The organism is Candidatus Pantoea floridensis (genome assembly GCF_900215435.1).
Classification (GTDB): Bacteria; Pseudomonadota; Gammaproteobacteria; order Enterobacterales; family Enterobacteriaceae; genus Pantoea; species Pantoea floridensis.
Genome location: NZ_OCMY01000001.1, coordinates 77116 through 96256, shown reverse-complemented (window position 1 = coordinate 96256; position 19141 = coordinate 77116). Strand labels below are relative to the sequence as shown.

Here is a 19141-nt window from a genome sequence, read left to right as displayed (position 1 = left end):
GAAATATGTCACGACACAGCGAAGCATCTGACGATGTACAAATGTGGGAAGGCAAGCTCAATTATAAAGAGGGCTTCTTTACCCAGTTACAAACCGACGAATTTGCCCACGGCATCAATGAAGATGTGGTGCGCGCGATTTCGGCCAAACGTAACGAACCTGAATGGATGCTTGAATTTCGTCTGAAGGCGTTCCGCGCCTGGGAACAGATGGAAGAGCCGCACTGGCTGAAAGCGCACTACGAAAAACTGGATTATCAGGATTACAGCTACTACTCCGCGCCGTCCTGCGGCAACTGCGACGACAGCTGTGCGTCTGAACCCGGCGCTACCCAAACTTCCGGCAGCGTCGCGTCCAGCGATTATCTGACTCAGGAAGTGGAAGATGCGTTCAACCAGTTAGGTGTTCCGGTGCGTGAAGGACGTGAAGTCGCGGTCGACGCTATTTTCGACTCCGTTTCCGTCTCAACAACTTACCGCGACAAGCTGGCCGAGCAGGGCATCATTTTCTGCTCCTTCGGCGAAGCGATTCACGATCATCCTGAGCTGGTACAGAAGTATCTTGGCACGGTCGTGCCGCCAAACGATAACTTCTTTGCTGCGCTGAACTCCGCTGTGGCCTCCGACGGTACCTTCGTTTACATCCCGAAAGGCGTACGTTGTCCGATGGAGCTGTCGACCTATTTCCGCATCAATGCGGCAAAAACCGGTCAGTTCGAACGCACCATTTTGGTGGCCGATGAAGACAGCTACGTGAGTTATATCGAAGGTTGCTCGGCACCGGTGCGTGACACCTATCAGCTGCATGCCGCTGTGGTTGAAGTGATTATCCACAAAAATGCCGAAGTGAAATATTCCACCGTACAGAACTGGTTCCCGGGCGGTGAAGGCGAGGGCGGTATCCTCAACTTCGTGACCAAACGTGCGCTGTGCGAAGGCGATCACAGTAAGATGTCTTGGACGCAGTCCGAAACGGGTTCAGCGATCACCTGGAAATATCCTAGCTGCATTCTGCGCGGTGATTACTCGATTGGTGAGTTCTATTCCGTTGCCCTGACCGCAGGTCGCCAGCAGGCGGATACCGGCACCAAGATGATTCACATTGGTAAAAACACCAAGTCGACCATCATCTCAAAAGGGATTTCTGCCGGTAAGAGCCAGAACACCTATCGCGGCCTGGTGAAAATCATGCCAACCGCCACCAACGCGCGTAACTTCACCCAATGTGATTCGATGCTGATTGGTGCTGAGTGCGGCGCGCACACTTTCCCGTACGTGGAAACGCGCAACAACACGGCACATCTGGAGCACGAGGCGACCACTTCGCGCATCGGTGAAGATCAGATGTTCTACTGCTTGCAGCGTGGCATTAGCGAAGAAGATGCGATTTCAATGATCGTCAACGGCTTCTGTAAAGACGTTTTCTCCGAGCTGCCACTGGAATTCGCCGTGGAAGCGCAAAAATTGTTAGCTATCAGCCTTGAGCACAGTGTGGGCTGATGCCCGTTGCCGGAAGCAATGTGAAGGAAAGAGTATGTTAAGCATTAAAGATTTGCAGGTTAGCGTTGAAGACAAAGAGATTTTGCGCGGTCTGAACCTTGAAGTAAAACCGGGCGAAGTCCACGCGATTATGGGACCAAACGGTTCAGGTAAAAGTACCCTGTCTGCAACGCTGGCTGGTCGTGAAGATTACGAAGTCACTGGCGGTTCGGTTACCTTTAAAGGCAAAGATCTGCTGGAGCTGGAGCCAGAAGAGCGTGCCGGTGAAGGCATCTTCATGGCGTTCCAATATCCGGTAGAAATCCCGGGCGTCAGCAACCAGTTCTTCCTGCAGACTTCAGTCAACGCGGTACGTAAATACCGTGAGCAGGAGCCACTGGATCGTTTCGATTTCCAGGATTTTATCGAAGATAAAATCCAGCTGCTGAAAATGCCGGAAGATCTGCTGACCCGTTCAGTAAACGTCGGCTTCTCCGGTGGTGAGAAGAAGCGTAATGACATCCTGCAGATGGCGGCTCTGGAACCTGAGCTGTGCATCCTTGATGAAACCGACTCCGGTCTGGATATCGATGCGCTAAAAATCGTGGCAGAAGGCGTGAACAGCCTGCGCGATGGTAAGCGCTCTTTCATCATCGTTACGCACTACCAGCGCATCCTGGATTACATCAAGCCAGATCATGTACACGTGCTGTATCAGGGTAAAATCGTTAAGTCTGGCGATTTCTCACTGGTTAAACAGTTGGAGGAGCAAGGCTATGGCTGGCTTACCGACCAAGAGTGATAACGCTCTGCAGCAGTGGCATCATCTGTTTGAATCGCGCGGTGAAGTCCGTTCACTGCAGGCACAGCAGCACTGGCAGCAACTGATGCGCGTCGGCCTGCCGACGCGTAAGCATGAGAACTGGAAGTACACGCCGCTTGATGGTCTGCTGGCGCAGCAGTTTGTGCTGCCTCAGCCGCAGGACGTGAGCGCGGAACAGGTTGATGCGCTGGCATTGCCAATTGATGCGGTGCGTCTGGTGTTTGTTGATGGCCGTTTCCATGCCGAGTTAAGCAGTCGCGATACTGGCCTGTTTGAGATTCAACATGCGCAAGCCTCCGATCGTCGTCCGTTACCGGCACCTATTCAGCCGGAAGTGTTCCTGCATCTGACCGAAAGCCTGGCAGAAGAGGCCACGACGATTCGTCTGGCGCGTGGCAAATCAGCGGCCAAACCGCTTTATCTGCTGCACATTACCAGCGGTCAGGATGCAGGCACTACTACCGTGCATCATCGTCACCATCTGCAGCTGGAAGCCAGTGCAGAAGCGGAAGTGATTGAACACTACGTCACTCTGAATGATGTGGCGCATTTTACCGGCGCACGTTTTACCTTCGACGTGGCCGATAACGCTAAACTGCAGCATATCAAACTGTCATTTGAGAGCGAGAAGGCTTACCACTTCGCGCACAACGACGTGGTGATGGGCCGTGATGCGAATGTGTCAACCACCAGCTTCCTGCTAGGGGCCGGCTTATCGCGCCACAACACCAGTGCGCAGCTGAATGGCGAAAATACCAATCTGGCGATTAATAGCTTGTCATTGCCGGTGAATCAGGAAGTGTGCGATACCCGCAGCTACCTCGAGCACAATAAAGGCCACTGCATTAGCCGTCAGATGCACAAAGTTATCGCGCGCGACAAAGGGCGTGCGGTGTTTAACGGTATGATCAAAGTGGCACCTCACGCGCTGAAAACCGACGGCCAAATGACCAACAATAATCTGTTGCTGGGCCGTTTGGCGGAAGTGGACACCAAGCCGCAGCTGGAAATCTACGCTGACGACGTGAAGTGCAGCCACGGTGCGACCATTGGTCGTATTGATGAAGAGCAGATGTTCTATCTGCGCTCGCGCGGCATCGATGAGACTGCCGCCCAGCGTATGATCATTCATGCTTTTGCCGCTGAACTCACCGAAACGCTGGAGAATCCGGTACTGCGTCAGGTGGTGCTGCAGCGCATTGCCGCGCGTATCCCGGGAGTTGAGTCATGAGTTTCGATCTCGAACGCATCAGAGCGGAATTTCCGATTCTGAAACGTGAGGTCAACGGACATCCGCTGGCCTACCTTGATAGCGCGGCCAGCGCACAGCGCCCGCTCGCGGTCATCAATGCGGAAAGTTATTTCTATCAGCACGGCTATGCAGCCGTGCACCGCGGTATCCATTCGCTGAGCGCGCAGGCGACCACCGACATGGAGAACGTACGTCATCAGGCGGCGCGTTTCCTCAATGCTGCTACGCCCGAAGAGATCATCTTTGTCAAAGGCACCACTGAAGCCATCAATCTGGTGGCGAACAGCTGGGGTGGCAGTCAGCTGCAGCCGGGCGATAACATCATCGTCACCGAGATGGAGCATCATGCGAACATCGTGCCGTGGCAGATGGTGGCACAGCGCACCGGCGCAGAGATTCGCGTACTGCCGCTTAATGCGCAGGGTGAACTGGCGCTGGAGCAGCTGAGCGGCTTGATCGACAGCCGTACCCGTTTGTTGGCGGTGACTCACGTTTCTAACGTGCTCGGCACGGTTAACCCGGTGAAAGCCCTCGTCGCGCAGGCGAAAGCGGCCGGCGTAGTCACCCTGGTGGACGGCGCGCAGGCGGTGATGCATCACACGGTGGATGTGCAGGATATTGACTGCGATTTCTACGCGTTCTCAGGCCATAAAATTTATGGTCCGACTGGCATTGGTGTGTTGTACGCGCGTATAGCGTTGCAAGAGATCATGCCACCATGGGAAGGCGGCGGTTCGATGATTTCTGAGGTTGTGTTGCCAACGGGCACCACCTGGAATACTGCGCCGTGGCGTTTTGAAGCGGGTACGCCCAATACCGGCGGTATCATCGGTCTTGGTGCAGCGTTAACCTGGATCACCGAGCTGGGCCTTGATGTGATTCATCAGCGCGAATCAATGCTCATGCGCTATGCGTTGGATAAGCTGGCGTCGGTACCGGATCTGATTATTTATGGTCCGGAAAGCCGCAGCGGTGTGATTGCCTTTAACCTCGGCAAGCATCATGCGTTTGACGTTGGCAGCTTCCTTGATCAATACGGTATTGCGATCCGCACTGGCCATCACTGCGCGATGCCGCTGATGCGTCATTATGCGGTGCCGGCAATGTGTCGTGCCTCCTTCGCGTTGTACAATACCGAAGAGGAAGCCGATCGTCTGGCCGCAGGTTTAACCCGTATTCATCGTCTGCTGGGTGGTTGAGCAGATTTCAGGAGTGATTCATGGCGAATTTGCCAGATAAAGAGAGACTGGTGCGTAACTTTAACCGTTGCGCAAACTGGGAAGAGAAGTACCTCTACATCATTGAACTCGGTGGGAAATTACCAGAATCCTCCGAAAGCTTACAGCAGCCTCAATACGTAATTTCAGGTTGTCAGAGCCAGGTGTGGATACGCATGACACCACAGGCGGATGGTACCATCGCTTTCGAAGGTGATAGTGATGCTGCCATTGTTAAAGGCTTGATTGCAGTGGTATTTAGCCTGTATCAAGGGCTTAAGGCGCCGGAGATTCTCGATCTCGATGTGCGTCACTGGTTCGGCGAATTAGCGCTAACCTCACATCTCACCCCCTCGCGTTCGCAGGGGCTTGAAGCGATGATTCGCGCGATCCGACATAACGCTCAGAGCCTCAGCTAAGTTACACTCTCCAGACCCCGGCTTGACCGGGGTCTGTTCTATCCGACAAAGAGAAAATTGCATGAAACCTGCCTTACGTTTAGCCGGTGCATTGCTGTTGTCCTGTTGCGGACTCTCTGCACCTGCATTTGCAACGGAATATCCCCTGCCTGCCGATAACAGCCGTTTAATTGGCGAGAATACCCTGACCATCGTACCTGATGACAAAAGGCCGCTAGAGCGCATTGCAGCGCATTACAAGATAGGCTTACTTGGCATGCTAGAGGCCAATCCTGGCGTCGATCCCTGGCTGCCGAAAGCGGGCACCCAATTGACCGTACCGCTACAGATGCTGCTTCCCGATGCGCCACGTGAAGGAATCGTCATTAACCTTGCTGAGCTGCGGCTTTACTACTATCCCAAAGGCGAAGATCGTGTCGTGGTCTACCCGATTGGTATCGGTCAGTTGGGCGCTATGACGCCGACGATGGTCACCAGCATTAGCCAGAAAATCCCAAATCCAACCTGGACACCGACCACCAATATCCGTAAACGCTATGCCAAAGAGGGCATCACCTTACCTGGCGTGGTGCCAGCAGGACCGGATAATCCCATGGGCCTGTTTGCCATGCGTCTGGCGCGCGGTACCGGGCAGTACCTGATTCACGGTACCAATGCGGATTTCGGGATTGGTATGCGAGTGAGTTCGGGCTGCATTCGTCTGCGTCCTGATGATATCGAAGCACTGTTTAATAGCGTGCCAAAAGGAACGCGCGTGCAGGTCATCAACCAGCCAATCAAGTATGCGATCGAACCTGACGGTAAGCGTTACGTTGAGGTGCATCAGCCCTTGTCGCGCAATGAAAAGGATGATCCACAAACGATGCCGATTGCACAATCCACCGCGCTGAAATCTTTCATTAAGAGCGCCGGGAGCGATACGGCCCTGATCAAGGAGGCGATAACGCGCCGTTCTGGTATGCCGGTGTTAGTGAGCAGCGGAGAGCCGGTAACGGATGAGGCAGAGATACAGCAGGGAAGCGGTTCGGAGCAGACAAAGATTGTCGAGGCGAAAGGTGAAGCGGTGACGCCACCTTAAATTCGGGCCAGCGCATCACAGAATCAAGACAAAAAAAATGGTGCCACATGGGCACCATTTTTCAAACCAGAACTCTTACTTACGGTAAGAGTGAGCCTGGTTGTCCAGACGCTGGTTAGCGCGAGCTGCGTCATCTTTAGCAGCCTGAACGTCAGAACGGATTGCGTTCACGTCGTTGCTCAGCTGATCAACTTTAGCGTTCAGAGTCTGAACGTCTGAAGACAGCTGATCGATTTTAGCGTTGCTTGAGCAACCAGCCAGCATAGTTGAAGCCAGGATTACCGCGCCCAGTACCAGTTTAGTACGATTCATTCTTTATACCCTCTAGATTGAGTTAATCTCCATGTAGCGTTACAAGTATTACACAAAGCTTTTTGAGTTGAGAATAAATTTTTGATGAGAACATGCTTAAATTTGATCGTTCGCTCAAAGAAACAGCATTTAACAGAAGATGATGAAAATAATTAGCTAAAACAGAGAGATTTAATCGGACTAACCTTAATCATACGAGATTTTGAATAGTTAATTTCGATTGGAAATTTCTACTATTTGTATTACCCGAGGAATAAAAAAAGCGCCTGTAAAAGGCGCTTTTTAAATAAATATTCAGTAGCTAATCAGAGTACGTGCACAGAAGCGGTGTTTGTCGTTCCGCTTGGTACTAATGCACCTGATACCATTACCACAACATCGCCTTTTTGCGCATATCCGCTTTCCAGCGCCATTTCTTTTCCAATGCGGTAGAAATCATCAGTTGAGGCAATTTCTTTAACCAGATGCGTTTCGATGCCTTTGCTCAGAATCAGCTGGCGAGCAGTGGTTTCATTGGTGGTCAGCGCCAGAATGGTGGCATCCGGGAAATATTTACGGATAGCTTTCGCTGATTTACCACCTTCGGTGGCTACAACAATCAGTGGTGCTTCCAGTTTCTCGGCAGTTTCCACCGCGCCACGGCACACCGCTTCGGTGATGCGCAGTTTACGTGAGTCCTGCAGTGAATCGATGCGGGATTTCATCACGCGATCGGTACGCTCACAGATGGTTGCCATGATGGTAACCGACTCCAGCGGATAACGGCCTTTTGCGCTCTCGCCAGACAGCATTACCGCATCGGTACCATCAAGGATGGCGTTAGCCACATCGCCTGCTTCCGCGCGGGTAGGGCGTGGGTTTTTGATCATGGAATCCAGCATTTGCGTTGCGGTGATAACCACTTTGCGTGCTTTATTACATTTTTTGATCATCATCTTCTGCGCGAAGATCACTTCTTCAACCGGGATTTCAACGCCCAGGTCGCCACGTGCCACCATGATGCCGTCAGAGGCTTCCAGGATTTCGTCGAAGTTGTTCAGGCCTTCCTGGTTCTCGATTTTCGAGATGATCTGAATGTGCTCGCCGCCGTGAGCTTTCAGGTGCTCACGGATTTCCAGCACGTCAGAGCGTTTACGGATAAAGGATGCTGCAACAAAATCAACGTTCTGCTCGCAGCCGAAGATCAGGTCGCGTTTATCTTTTTCGGCCAGCGCAGGCAGCTGAATGGAAACACCCGGCAGGTTAACGCCTTTGTTCTCACCCAAATCACCGTTGTTCAGTACATTACATACCACGGTATTTTCAGTGACTTCCGTTACCTGCATACCGATCAAGCCATCATCGACCAGCACGGTGTTACCAATTTTCAAATCTTCGGTGAAACCGGCGTAGGTAACGGCAACACGTTCGCTGTTACCAATTACCGATTGATCGGTGGTGAAGGTGAAGGTTTGGCCCGCTTTCAACGACACATCATTGCCACCTTCCAGCTTCATGGTGCGAATTTCTGGGCCTTTGGTGTCCAGCAGAATGGCGGCCTGACGACCGGTTTTTTCCATAACGGCACGCATATTAGTAATGCGTTGACCATGCTCGGCGTAATCCCCATGAGAGAAGTTCAGGCGCATAACGTTCATGCCTGCTTCCAGCAATTGGGTCAGCATCTCTTCAGATTCGGTTTTTGGGCCGATAGTACAAACGATTTTGGTCTTTTTCATGTCAGGTTTTCTGTAAGTTGTGATGGATGATAAAGGTCGGAATTCGATGCATACGGCACCGAAGTGAGAATGTGTATGGTGTTGGAACGGATTTCACAGAAATAAGAATAGGAGACGAAAGCAAAGCGTGCAGAGAAGTTATGCAGTACGCGAGAGAACTGGCTGAGCAGTGTTGCGCAAATTATGTGAGTTGTTTGCATAGGCACGTTAGCGCTGAAACCTTTCAGGTGGAACAACGCGGCATAGTATAGTCGCTAAGTATACGAAAACCAATATAAAAGCGGTGCCAGAAAAACGATGCAGATCAAGAAAAGGGTGTTGCGCAATGAGAAAAACCAGAGTGGTGCGCTCTAATGGACTCGAACCATCGACCCCCACCATGTCAAGGTGGTGCTCTAACCAACTGAGCTAAGAGCGCATTCAGAAAATTCAGTAATTGGTGCGTCCGAGTGGACTCGAACCACCGACCCCCACCATGTCAAGGTGGTGCTCTAACCAACTGAGCTACGGACGCACTTGGTGCGCTCTAATGGACTCGAACCATCGACCCCCACCATGTCAAGGTGGTGCTCTAACCAACTGAGCTAAGAGCGCAACACGCTGTCAGGGCGACAGCGGGGACGAATATTAACGGCAGGCCGTGATGCTGGCAAGGGGAAAAAGCGATTTTCCCCGGTGACTGACCAGCAACTGTGCTATGCGTCGTTTTTTTCGCCGCTGGGAACCAAATAATGCACGTTCAGGAACTTAGCGCGCAGCACGTGCCAGAATGACCTGCGCGGGCAAGCGCTGTAAACGACGTATACGCCAAATCATCATTACGGCTGCCGAGGTGAGTCCGACAATAAAGCCGCACCAGAATCCGGCAGGACCGAGCTTCGGTAATACCCAATCTGTCATCGCCAGCACATAACCCACGGGCAAACCCAGCACCCAGTAAGCAATAAAGGTGATGAAGAAGATGGAACGGGTGTCTTTGTAACCACGCAGTATGCCGCTGCCAATCACCTGAATCGAGTCGGAGAACTGATAGAGAGCCGCCAGCAGCATCAGCTGCGCGGCAAGGGTAATCACTTCCGGATTCGCGGTATACAGCGCAGCGATATCATGTCGGAAGATCACGGTAAACGTTGCCGTGAGCACCGCCATACTGATGCCTACACCCTGTCCAGTCCATGCGGCGACCCGCGCCTGTTCGGTCGATCCTTGCCCCAACCGATAGCCAACACGAATGGTCGTTGCCACACCCAGCGACAGCGGCAAGACAAACATCAGCGAGCTGAAGTTAAGCGCAATTTGATGACCCGCGACTTTGACAATACCGAGCGGTGACACCAGCAGAGCGACGACGGCAAACAAGGTCACTTCAAAGAACAGCGCTAAAGCCACCGGCAAGCCCAGCGTGAACAGGCGAGACAGGATAGCTCTTGAAGGCGCAGACCAGCGTGCGTTCATACGGATATCGCGCATACTCGCCATGCGTTTCACCCAAAAGCGCATCACCAGGAACATTACCCAATAGACCGAAGCCGTTGCAACACCGCAGCCAACCCCGCCCAATGCCGGCATGCCAAAGTGACCATAGATGAATACATAGTTGAGAGGAATGTTCACCATTAATCCGAGGAAGCCGAGCAGCATCGCAGGCTTGGTTTTCGACAAGCCTTCACACTGGTTACGCATTACCTGGAAGAGGAGATAACCGGGCGCTCCCCACAGCAATGCATGCAGATACCCTTCGGCTTTCGCGGCCAACGCAGGATCAATATCATGCATGGTGTTAATGAAGTAGCCGGCGTTCCACAGCACCACCATAATTAATAGTGCGACGCCGATCGCCATCCAATATCCCTGACGCACTTGTTCCGCGATGCGTTCACGTCGTCCTGAACCGTTGAGTTGCGCAACGGTGGGCGTCAAAGCCAGCAGTAGACCATGGCCAAACAGAATGGCGGGAAGCCAGATAGAGGTGCCGACAGCAACGGCGGCCATATCCGTGGCGCTTACCGCACCGGCCATAACAGTATCTACAAATCCCATTGCAGTCTGAGCCACCTGAGCAAGGATGACCGGGATCGCAAGGGCCAGCAATTGACGCGCTTCTGTAAAATACTTCTGCACGTAACACCTGCTTAATTTAAGAAGAGAGCGGGGAGAAATCCCCAAAGAATGCGCGGCATAGTGTAGCGGTCGCGATGGCTTCCGCCAAACGTTGTTCGCATTTTGTTTCGTTATTTGTGTAAAGTTTGAACTCCGCCAAATTAAGCTGTGGCTGACAAGCTGTGATAAACTGACGCAAACTTTGCAGAGGCTGAGATTATGTTTACTGGAATTGTGCAAGGCACGGCTGAGATTGTTGCCATTGAAGAAAAAGAGCTGTTTCGCACTCATACTGTACGTTTACCCGCAGATCTCTTGCCGGGTCTGGCGCTGGGCGCATCAGTGGCGCATAACGGCTGCTGCCTGACCGTGACAGAGATTAAGGGCGATCTTGTTAGCTTTGATTTGATCAAAGAAACACTGCGCATCACCAACCTTGGCGAATTAAGCGCCGGTGATGTGGTGAATATTGAACGTGCGGCGAAGTTCAGTGATGAAATTGGCGGCCATTTAATGTCCGGTCATATTATGACCACGGCGGAGATCTGCAAAATAATCCAGTCAGAAAATAATCGCGAAATCTGGTTTAAATTGCAGGACGCCAGCCAGATAAAATATATTCTGCATAAAGGTTTTGTGGGAATAGACGGAATAAGTCTGACGGTAGGCGATGTCACTAAAAGCAAGTTTTGTGTCCACCTCATCCCAGAAACATTAGAGCGTACCACCCTGGGCGCCAAGAGATTGGGTCAAAAGGTCAACATTGAGATCGATCCCCATACCCAGGCGATTGTGGATACCGTTGAACGCGTACTGGCTCAGCGAGAAGCGGCCTTAATTCACGCGGATAGCACAGAATAACGCAATAAAAAAGGCGCCATTTGGCGCCTTGATTTTTTCATCAGATAATTAACGCGCTACGCGCAAACCACCCTCTTTACCGCGACTGAATACGACCTGCCAAAGCTGAATATCACGCGCGCGGAATGCACCCGCGCAAGCATTGAGATAATAATCGAACATGCGTTTAAACCGTTCACCATATTTCTCGGCCAGCTGTGGCCAGGCAATTTGAAATCGTTCATGCCAGGCCATTAGCGTCGTATCATAATCTGCGCCAAAGTTATGCCAATCTTCCATAACGAAATGAGGCTCACTGGCTTCGGCGATTTGTCGAACAGACGGTAGACAACCGTTCGGGAAGATATATTTGTCAATCCACGGATCAACGTTCATATCCGTGCTGAGGGCACCAATGGTGTGCAGTAAAAATATGCCGTCTGGTTTTAGGTTGCGATCGGCAACTTCAAAATAAGTGGCATAGTTTTTCGGCCCGACGTGTTCAAACATGCCGACGGAAACAATACGATCATATTGCTGATTAAGATCGCGATAATCCTGCAGCAAAATCGTAACGTCTAATCCTTCACAGCGTTGCTGTGCCAATTTCTGCTGCTCGGCAGAAATGGTAACGCCATGCACCTTCACGCCATAATTACGTGCGGCATATTCCGCTAATCCGCCCCAGCCGCAGCCAATATCGAGAAGTGTCATGCCGGGCTCGAGTTGCAGCTTACGGCATATCATATCCAGTTTTGCCTGCTGAGCATTTTCCAGCGTGTCCGCATCTTTCCAGTAGCCACAGGAATATTGCATATAGGGATCGAGCATCAGTGAGAAAAGATCATTACCCAAATCGTAATGTTCTTTACCGACAATCCAGGCACGCTTTTTCGACTGTAAATTAGTAAGACGTGCCGCTGCAATTCGCAGCGTGTCTTTGAAATGACGCGGTAATTGTTTATCCAGATGGTGTTTCAATACGCGATGGAAGAACATATCGAGCTGTTCGCACTCCCACCAACCATCCATGTAACTTTCACCTAAGCCCAGTGAACCTTCTTCCAGGACGCGTTTAAAAAAATCTGGATGCTTTACCTGAATATCCCAGGGACGAGTGCCATTCACTGCAATATCAGCGCGCTCTAGCAGTTCATTGACGATACGATACCAGTGGTTTTCTTCAAGGCTCACTTCTTCTATAACAGATGAACTCATAGCTTCTCCATCACCTTCCGATCTGAACCTGAGAAATAGAATAGTCAATTTCTCAAGAGCTGTGAGAGAACTCACGGAAATTCCGTGCGCCAGAAATCCGACGTTTTACAGAGGTATGCTTTTGAATAGAACAGTTTGACGCAACACAGCAGCATCGTGCAGACGCCATCCCACGACAGAGTCGTAAAGGTATTACATTTATATTATTGATTTATAGCAGAAATACTGACCCAGTGATTATATGCTCACGTGGGTCAATATTCAACGGCTTATCGTTAGTTTGCTAACGATAATCGTTGCCTTAATGATTATCTTCGCAGGGACGGGAAGTGTGGGCAATATCACTTTGTGCGCTTACACCGCGTTGGCAGACAAAGCCAACCCAAGCGAGTGCGACGGTTGCTACCATGACAAGTGTGGTGTTGTAGAGCGCATGCGCTAATCCAGCAGAGACCAGCAGGCTGGCAACAAAACACAGACCTAGCTGGAAAAGGTTTTGCAAACCTGCTGCTTTCCCGGTCGCATGCGGGAAAGGGGAGAGCGCGCTAGCCACCACAATGGGATAGATTGCGCCATTAGCGAGCGCCATGCCGCAGAAAGGCATCAGCAATGCAAACAGTGGCGTTGCTGGCATTAATGCCACCACAAACAGGCTAAGGATGCTCAAACTGTAAAGCACCAGCAACCATGGCAACAATTGAGCGCCTTGATAGCGGTTGAGCAGCGCGCGGCAGCCAAATCCGCCCATTAAAAAGGCGATGGTTTGAGGAATATAGCTCAGCCCAATATCGGCAGGCGTTAAGCCGGCGGCGGCGAGAATAAAGGGCGAACCGGTCAGCCAGGCAAAGAAACTTGCGGAGCAGGCTGAATAAATCAAGACGTTACCACTATACACTCGCGTGCTAAGTAAAGTTAGCCAGCCGGGCTGGGTGCTCTTAGCGACGTTTTCGCGTTTCGGCGAGGTTAACCGCAGCGTGCCAACCAGCAATACCACTGCGACAAGCGTGAGGGTGATAAAGATGCTGCGCCAGTGGAAGTGACTGATTAGCCAGGCTCCCAGCAGCGGAGCGAGCGCCGGTGACAAGGCGACCAGCGGCATAATCGTGGCAAAAACTTTATGAGCCTGTGCTTTTGGATAGCGATCAACGACTAATGCCTGCCAGCTCACCGCTGCAGCACATACCCCAATCGCCTGCACAAAACGTAACGCCAGCATCAGGCGTACATCGGTCACCCAAAGCATACCAAGACAGCCAAGTGCAAAGATAGCTAAGCCCGCCAGTAGAATAGGTTTACGACCGTAGCGATCTGACAGCGGTCCCCAAAAGACCTGCGCACAAGCAAAGCCGGCAAGGAACAGACTCAGGCTGGCACTGATGGTGCCCGGTGCAGTGGCAAAATCACGTTGCATATCGCCAAAGGCGGGTAAATACATATCCGTGGCAAGAAAGCCGAGCATGCTGAGCACGGCAAGGTAGGGCATAAATGCTTTAGACGACAACATGTTATTTCTCTTATGGGCAGGTTGAACGCGGGGGAGTGTAAAAGGATGCAACACGCTTTGTGAAACGCTAATATTTGCACAGTGCTGTTAAATTTTTTGAAGGTGAATTCATGTGGTCAGAATACGCGCTTGAAGTGGTAGATGCCGTAGCGCGAACCGGCAGCTTCAGCGCTGCGGCGCAGGAGTTGCACCGTGTGCCTTCTGCCATCAGCTATACCGTACGCCAACTGGAAACCTGGCTGGCGGTACCGCTTTTTGAGCGCCAGCATCGGGAAGTGGTAATGACACCGGCAGGTGAGCATTTTGTGCGTGAAGGACGATCTGTTATCAAAAAAATGCTCGCCACCCGCAGGCAGTGTCAGCAGCTGGCCAATGGCTGGCGCGGTGAGTTGAGCATCGCCATTGACTGTATTGTAAAACCGCAGCGTACGCGGCAATTAGTGAAGGACTTCTATCGCCATTTCCCGGACATGGAGTTGATCATCAGTTATGAAGTGTTTAATGGCGTCTGGGACGCGTTAGCTGATGGACGCGTTGATGTCGCGATTGGCGCCACTCAGGCAATTCCGGTTGGGGGACGTTTTGCTTTTCAGGATATGGGGGCGCTTAACTGGCGCTGTGTCGTGAGTCCTCATCATCCTTTAGTCAGTAGCGTTGAACTGGATGATGAAACTCTGCGGGCATGGCCTTCGCTGGTGCTGGAAGATACCTCGCGAGCGTTGCCGCGCCGCATGACATGGACGCTCGATAATCAGCGGCGCCTGGTGGTGCCAGAATGGGAAACCGGGCTCGACTGCTTGCAGGCAGGATTGTGCGTTGGGATGGTGCCGGGCCATTTAGCCCGACCGCTGCTGGATAACCATGCGTTGGTGGAGCTGCAATTGCCGCAGGCCTTTCCAGACAGCCCCTGCTGCGTTAGCTGGTCAGAACAGCGCGCGTCGCCGGCGCTGGATTGGCTATTAGCCTATCTCGGGGATGCCGAAACGCTGAACCACGAATGGCTCAGCGAAGTGACACACTAGCGACGATAGTCGCGGAATGGCCCGTCTGCCACGGAGCGGCGCTCAATCAGCGTGGGTTGAACCTCAATGGTTTGTGGCTCTTCGCGCTTGCTGGTGATGCGATCGAGCAGCATCTCCAAAGCTTTTTCACCTAATTCGGCTTTAGGCTGATGCACGGTGGTCAGGGCGGGCGTGAAATAACGCGCGTTGCGCACGTTATCATAGCCAATCACTGAGATATCCTGCGGCACGCGCAAACCCATTTCATCTGCTGCGCAAATTGCGCCCATCGCCATAATGTCACCACCGCAGAACACGGCGGTGGGGCGCTGTTTCTGATTAAGGATTTGCTGCATCGCCTGATAACCCGATTCCGGTTCAAAGTCGCCCTGAACGATCCATTCCGGGCGCACAGTGATCCCCGCTTCATTCATCGCCTGAAGGAAACCGGCATGACGTCCGCCGCCGGTATTGCGCTCCAATTGCCCAGGAATTGCCCCAATGTCGCGGTGACCACGTTCAATCAGATATCGCCCAGCGAGATAGCCACCCTGGAATGCATTATCCTGCACGGTATCGGTAAAATCGCCGCGCGAAGCGCCCCAATCCATAACAACCATCGGGATATTGCGATTTTCTTCAAGCATTTGCAGCAAATCATCGGGATATTCTGAACACATCACGAGCAATCCATCGACACGCTTCTGCGCCATCATGGAGAGATAAGCGCGCTGCTTTTGTAAGTCGTTATGCGCGTTACCCAGAATCAACGTATAGCCGCGATCGAAGCAGTGATTTTCTACCGCTTCAATAATTTCGGCAAAATAGGGCGCTTCACTGGAGGTCGCCAGCAGGCCCAACGTTTTGGTGTGATTGACTTTCAGGCTACGCGCCACGGCGCTTGGCGAGTAGTGCAATGCTTTGATCGCTTCCCATACGGCGTTACGCGTCTCTTCTGCTACGAAACGCGTTTTGTTGATGACATGCGAAACCGTGGTGGTCGAAACACCCGCGCGTTTTGCCACATCTTTAATTGTTGCCATGAAAATGGTACTCCTGGGCTTATCGCAACTTACTGATAAGTATATTGTTAAACGTTTGCGTCTGCTAATGCTTTTATCGCCCAAAATAAGGGGCAAAACGGTGTGGTTTAGCAGACAAAATCACTTTATCGCGCTGTAAACACAGCCTGCACAAAATGTGTTGCGCAACGAAAGGCGGCGATTCTAGCAAGCCCGGGCGGATAACACGAGATTTTTGCCCATCGCTGTGCGAAAATCGTTTTAACCCTAAGAAATGTGTGACTAAGGAGGAGTAATGAGTACGGATTTGAAGCTGGCGCTAATGACAACCGTTGGTGCTCTGTTAATGATTATTGCCTTTAGCTTTACTGCAATCATGCATTAATAAAAAAAGCCGGAGCAGCTCAATGCAGCGTCCGGCTTTTTTCTGCGCGTTGCGCAACAACTAACGAATGGTTTTCGGCGTCATCATACGACGCGCCCCAACATAGTGTTTCTGCCAGTAATCCTCACCCAGCGCGCTAATCTGAATATCTTTGCCGGTACGCGGCGACTGAATGAATTTGCCATTTCCGAGATACACGCCAACATGATCGGCAGTACCACGATTATTGATGCGGAAGAACACCAAATCACCTTTTTCCAGCATTTCACGCTTAATTGGTGCAGCATCGCGCAGGTGATACATCTCATTGGCGGTGCGCGGAAACTTGAACTTCACCAAATCTTTATAGGCGTACCACACCAGGCCGCTGCAGTCGAAGCCGGTATGCGGGGAGGTGCCGCCCCATTGATAAGGTTTGCCGAGCTGGCCCATTAATTTTGTCATCGCAGTTTCACGCGCCTTTTGATAACGCTGGCGATGCGCCTTGCTCATTTTGATGCCGGTGAGCGGCAATGCTTCATCATCAACGTCGACGTCTGCGGCTTTTTTTATCTGTCGTTGATGACCATATTTCTTCGTCGTGGGTTTTAGCAGGGATTTTTTGCGGCTGGTTTTAGTCTGCGCGATTTCTGGCTTTGCCTGTTTTTTAATTTTGAGTTTTTGGACGGCAGGCAGCCGCGATTTTTTCGTAGTGGTTTTCACCGGACGTCGTTTGCGGCGCTCGTCTTCACGTGCGCTCTTTTTCTCTGCTTTTTGCGAGCTGGCATTAACCGGCGCATGCGGAGACGCAGAGGCCACGTTAAAGAACAGTTGGGCAAAAGCCAGTATGAAAAGCGTAATCAGTAAACGCATAATCCGGTTATAGGTTCAGCAGGCTGGAAACAAACAGACTGCGGCAGAGTGAGAGTAATCTGATCAAACGATCAGCGCCGAGGCAATTCTAATCCACTTTTTTTCCAAAAGGTAAGGCCTTTTTCCATTAAACTGTTACCAGATTGATTCTGTCGCAAAAATGAGCTAATTCAGCTGGTTAACGCAGCGAAACTATTGCTAATTATTAATTTAGTCATGCCTATTAATGATATGAAAATGTTATTTGTGGCGGCCCAACTTAACAAACATGGCGATTCCCCGACGCTAACGTAAAATCCCGTTTTCAGTACGGGAGCGAAATCGCTACAATAAACAAACACGAAGTGAAGCATTAAGGAAGGCAATAATGAGTACTGTTGAAAAAATTCAGCGTCAGATCGCAGAAAATCCGATCCTGCTGTACATGAAAGGTTCGCCAAAGCTGCCAAGCTGCGGTTTCTCGGCGCAAGCCGTGCAGGCGCTTTCTGCGTGTGGTGAGCGTTTCGCCTACGTGGACATTCTGCAGAACCCGGATATCCGCGCTGAAATGCCTAAGTACGCTAACTGGCCAACCTTCCCGCAATTGTGGGTAGATGGTGAACTGGTTGGCGGCTGCGACATTATCGTTGAGATGTTCCAGCGCGGCGAACTTCAGCCCCTGCTGAAAGAAACCGCAGAGAAGTATAAAGAAGCGGAATAATGAAGGAGGCCGACAACGATGTCGGCCTTTTCTTTTACTCTTTGGACGATGCGTCTTCCTTCGGCGCTTCATCAAAAGCCAGCGGCCAGCCGCCAAGGCGCTTCCAGCGGTTCACCAGTTCGCAGAACAGCGTTGCGGTTTGCTCGGTGTCATACAGTGCCGAGTGCGCCTGAGTGCTATCAAAATCCATTCCTGCCGCTTTACAGGCTTTCGCCAACACCGTTTGCCCGAACACTAAACCGCTTAACGCGGCCGTATCAAAAGTGGCAAAAGGGTGAAAGGGATTGCGCTTCAGGCTGGCACGCTCGGCGGCTGCCATCACGAAGTTGAGATCGAAAGTGGCGTTATGCGCCACGATAATGGCGCGATTGCAGCCGCTGTCTTTTGTGCCTTTGCGCACCATTTTGAAAATGGCATGCAGGGCTTCGTATTCACTTACGGCGCCGCGCAGCGGATTAGTGGGATCGATACCGGTAAACGCCAGCGCCGCTGGATTAAGAATGGCGCCTTCAAACGGTTCCACGTGGAAATGCAGCGTTTCATCACGATGCAACCAGCCATCTTCATCCATCTTGAGCGTGGTGGCCGCAATTTCCAGCAGCGCATCGGTTTGCGCGTTAAAACCGGCCGTTTCGACGTCGATCACTACAGGATAAAAACCGCGGAAGCGTTGGTGGAGAGCGTTTAAAGCGTTCGATTCAGACATCAGGATCTCATGGCAATAAATAGGGCAGCGCGCATTATGGCAAAAATCGCAGGAGGGTGCAGCAGGAGAGGGAAGTCAGCCCGCAAATAAGCAGGCTGACAAGCAACATTAGTTGCCGAGGCCGTGACCGGCATGTTTGTTTTCAATCAACTCGATTTTATAACCGTCTGGATCTTCAACAAACGCAATAATGGTGGAGCCGCCTTTAACCGGGCCCGCTTCACGCGTCACGTTGCCGCCAGCGCTGCGGATACGTTCGCAGGTGTCAGCCACGTTATCCACGCCCAGCGCGATATGACCGTAAGCATTGCCGAGGTCGTATTTATCCACGCCCCAGTTGTAAGTAAGCTCAATCACCGCGCCTTCACTCTCTTCGGTGTAGCCAACAAACGCAAGGGTGTATTTGTACTCGGTGTTTTCGCTCTGACGCAGCACGCGCATGCCTAGCACACGGGTGTAGAAATCGATTGAACGTTGCAAATCGCCAACGCGTAACATGGTGTGAAGTAAACGCAT

General features: G+C 51.7%; 19 protein-coding genes and 3 tRNA genes. 10 read left to right on the top strand and 12 right to left on the bottom strand.

Features of this window, described 5'->3' with window-relative positions; all coding sequences use genetic code 11:
* Positions 1-5 precede the first annotated feature (5 nt).
* From sufB to CRO19_RS00480, 6 genes are all read left to right on the top strand, one after another.
* Positions 6-1499: a Fe-S cluster assembly protein SufB gene (gene sufB, locus CRO19_RS00505; protein WP_097094106.1), complete on the top strand. Its 1494-nt coding sequence runs from the start codon at positions 6-8 to the stop codon at positions 1497-1499.
* A gap of 34 nt (positions 1500-1533) precedes the next feature.
* A complete protein-coding gene (gene sufC, locus CRO19_RS00500; protein ID WP_008102973.1) occupies positions 1534-2280 on the top strand; it encodes a Fe-S cluster assembly ATPase SufC in 747 nt (248 codons plus the stop codon).
* A complete protein-coding gene (gene sufD / locus CRO19_RS00495) occupies positions 2255-3532 on the top strand; it encodes a Fe-S cluster assembly protein SufD (RefSeq protein WP_097094105.1) in 1278 nt (425 codons plus the stop codon). The genes sufC and sufD overlap by 26 nt, the downstream gene beginning before the upstream one ends.
* Entirely contained in the window at positions 3529-4752 is a 1224-nt protein-coding gene (gene sufS, locus CRO19_RS00490; protein ID WP_097094104.1) for a cysteine desulfurase SufS, read from the top strand. Before sufD ends, sufS begins: the two co-directional genes overlap by 4 nt.
* A 20-nt stretch (positions 4753-4772) precedes the next feature.
* Positions 4773-5189: a cysteine desulfuration protein SufE gene (gene sufE / locus CRO19_RS00485; RefSeq protein ID WP_097094103.1), complete on the top strand. Its 417-nt coding sequence runs from the start codon at positions 4773-4775 to the stop codon at positions 5187-5189.
* A 61-nt stretch (positions 5190-5250) separates the two neighbouring features.
* Positions 5251-6267, top strand: a complete 1017-nt coding sequence (locus CRO19_RS00480; RefSeq protein ID WP_097094102.1) for a L,D-transpeptidase family protein — start codon at positions 5251-5253, stop codon at positions 6265-6267.
* A 75-nt stretch (positions 6268-6342) separates the two neighbouring features.
* Here the strand turns inward: CRO19_RS00480 and CRO19_RS00475 are convergent, their stop codons facing one another.
* From CRO19_RS00475 to CRO19_RS00450, 6 genes are all read right to left on the bottom strand, one after another.
* A complete protein-coding gene (locus CRO19_RS00475; RefSeq protein ID WP_007892735.1) occupies positions 6343-6579 on the bottom strand; it encodes a major outer membrane lipoprotein in 237 nt (78 codons plus the stop codon).
* Between the two features lie 305 nt (positions 6580-6884).
* Positions 6885-8297: a pyruvate kinase PykF gene (gene pykF / locus CRO19_RS00470; RefSeq protein WP_097094101.1), complete on the bottom strand. Its 1413-nt coding sequence runs from the start codon at positions 8295-8297 to the stop codon at positions 6885-6887.
* Positions 8298-8638: 341 nt separating this feature from the next.
* Positions 8639-8715 (bottom strand) — tRNA-Val (locus CRO19_RS00465).
* A 19-nt stretch (positions 8716-8734) separates the two neighbouring features.
* Positions 8735-8811, bottom strand: a tRNA-Val gene (locus tag CRO19_RS00460).
* Between the two features lie 3 nt (positions 8812-8814).
* Positions 8815-8891 (bottom strand) — tRNA-Val (locus CRO19_RS00455).
* 153 nt (positions 8892-9044) lie between these two features.
* Positions 9045-10418, bottom strand: coding sequence for an MATE family efflux transporter (locus tag CRO19_RS00450; protein ID WP_097094100.1), 1374 nt, complete (start codon positions 10416-10418; stop codon positions 9045-9047).
* A 198-nt stretch (positions 10419-10616) separates the two neighbouring features.
* On the opposite strand from CRO19_RS00450, the gene CRO19_RS00445 reads away from it, so the two are divergent.
* Positions 10617-11258, top strand: coding sequence for a riboflavin synthase subunit alpha (locus tag CRO19_RS00445; protein WP_097094099.1), 642 nt, complete (start codon positions 10617-10619; stop codon positions 11256-11258).
* Between the two features lie 48 nt (positions 11259-11306).
* Here CRO19_RS00445 and cfa read toward each other — a convergent pair whose 3' ends face one another.
* Entirely contained in the window at positions 11307-12455 is a 1149-nt protein-coding gene (cfa, locus tag CRO19_RS00440) for a cyclopropane fatty acyl phospholipid synthase (protein WP_097094098.1), read from the bottom strand.
* Positions 12456-12756: 301 nt separating this feature from the next.
* Entirely contained in the window at positions 12757-13959 is a 1203-nt protein-coding gene (gene punC, locus CRO19_RS00435; protein WP_097094097.1) for a purine nucleoside transporter PunC, read from the bottom strand.
* Positions 13960-14069: 110 nt separating this feature from the next.
* On the opposite strand from punC, the gene punR reads away from it, so the two are divergent.
* On the top strand, positions 14070-14981 hold the full coding sequence (punR, locus tag CRO19_RS00430) for a DNA-binding transcriptional activator PunR (RefSeq protein ID WP_097094096.1): 912 nt from the start codon (positions 14070-14072) through the stop codon (positions 14979-14981).
* Here punR and purR read toward each other — a convergent pair.
* Positions 14978-16003, bottom strand: coding sequence for an HTH-type transcriptional repressor PurR (purR, locus tag CRO19_RS00425; RefSeq protein WP_097094095.1), 1026 nt, complete (start codon positions 16001-16003; stop codon positions 14978-14980). The genes punR and purR overlap by 4 nt on opposite strands.
* A gap of 274 nt (positions 16004-16277) precedes the next feature.
* Here purR and cydH point away from each other — a divergent pair, with 274 nt between their 5' ends.
* On the top strand, positions 16278-16367 hold the full coding sequence (cydH, locus tag CRO19_RS00420) for a cytochrome bd-I oxidase subunit CydH (protein WP_097094094.1): 90 nt from the start codon (positions 16278-16280) through the stop codon (positions 16365-16367).
* Between the two features lie 60 nt (positions 16368-16427).
* Here the strand turns inward: cydH and CRO19_RS00415 are convergent, their stop codons facing one another.
* Positions 16428-17219: a C40 family peptidase gene (locus CRO19_RS00415; protein WP_097094093.1), complete on the bottom strand. Its 792-nt coding sequence runs from the start codon at positions 17217-17219 to the stop codon at positions 16428-16430.
* Between the two features lie 364 nt (positions 17220-17583).
* On the opposite strand from CRO19_RS00415, the gene CRO19_RS00410 reads away from it, so the two are divergent.
* Positions 17584-17919, top strand: a complete 336-nt coding sequence (locus CRO19_RS00410; protein WP_175501675.1) for a Grx4 family monothiol glutaredoxin — start codon at positions 17584-17586, stop codon at positions 17917-17919.
* Positions 17920-17953: 34 nt separating this feature from the next.
* On the opposite strand, the gene rnt is transcribed toward CRO19_RS00410, so the two are convergent.
* Both rnt and gloA read right to left on the bottom strand, forming a co-directional pair.
* Positions 17954-18625: a ribonuclease T gene (gene rnt, locus CRO19_RS00405; RefSeq protein WP_097094092.1), complete on the bottom strand. Its 672-nt coding sequence runs from the start codon at positions 18623-18625 to the stop codon at positions 17954-17956.
* Positions 18626-18733: 108 nt separating this feature from the next.
* Positions 18734-19141, bottom strand: a complete 408-nt coding sequence (gene gloA / locus CRO19_RS00400) for a lactoylglutathione lyase (protein ID WP_007892766.1) — start codon at positions 19139-19141, stop codon at positions 18734-18736.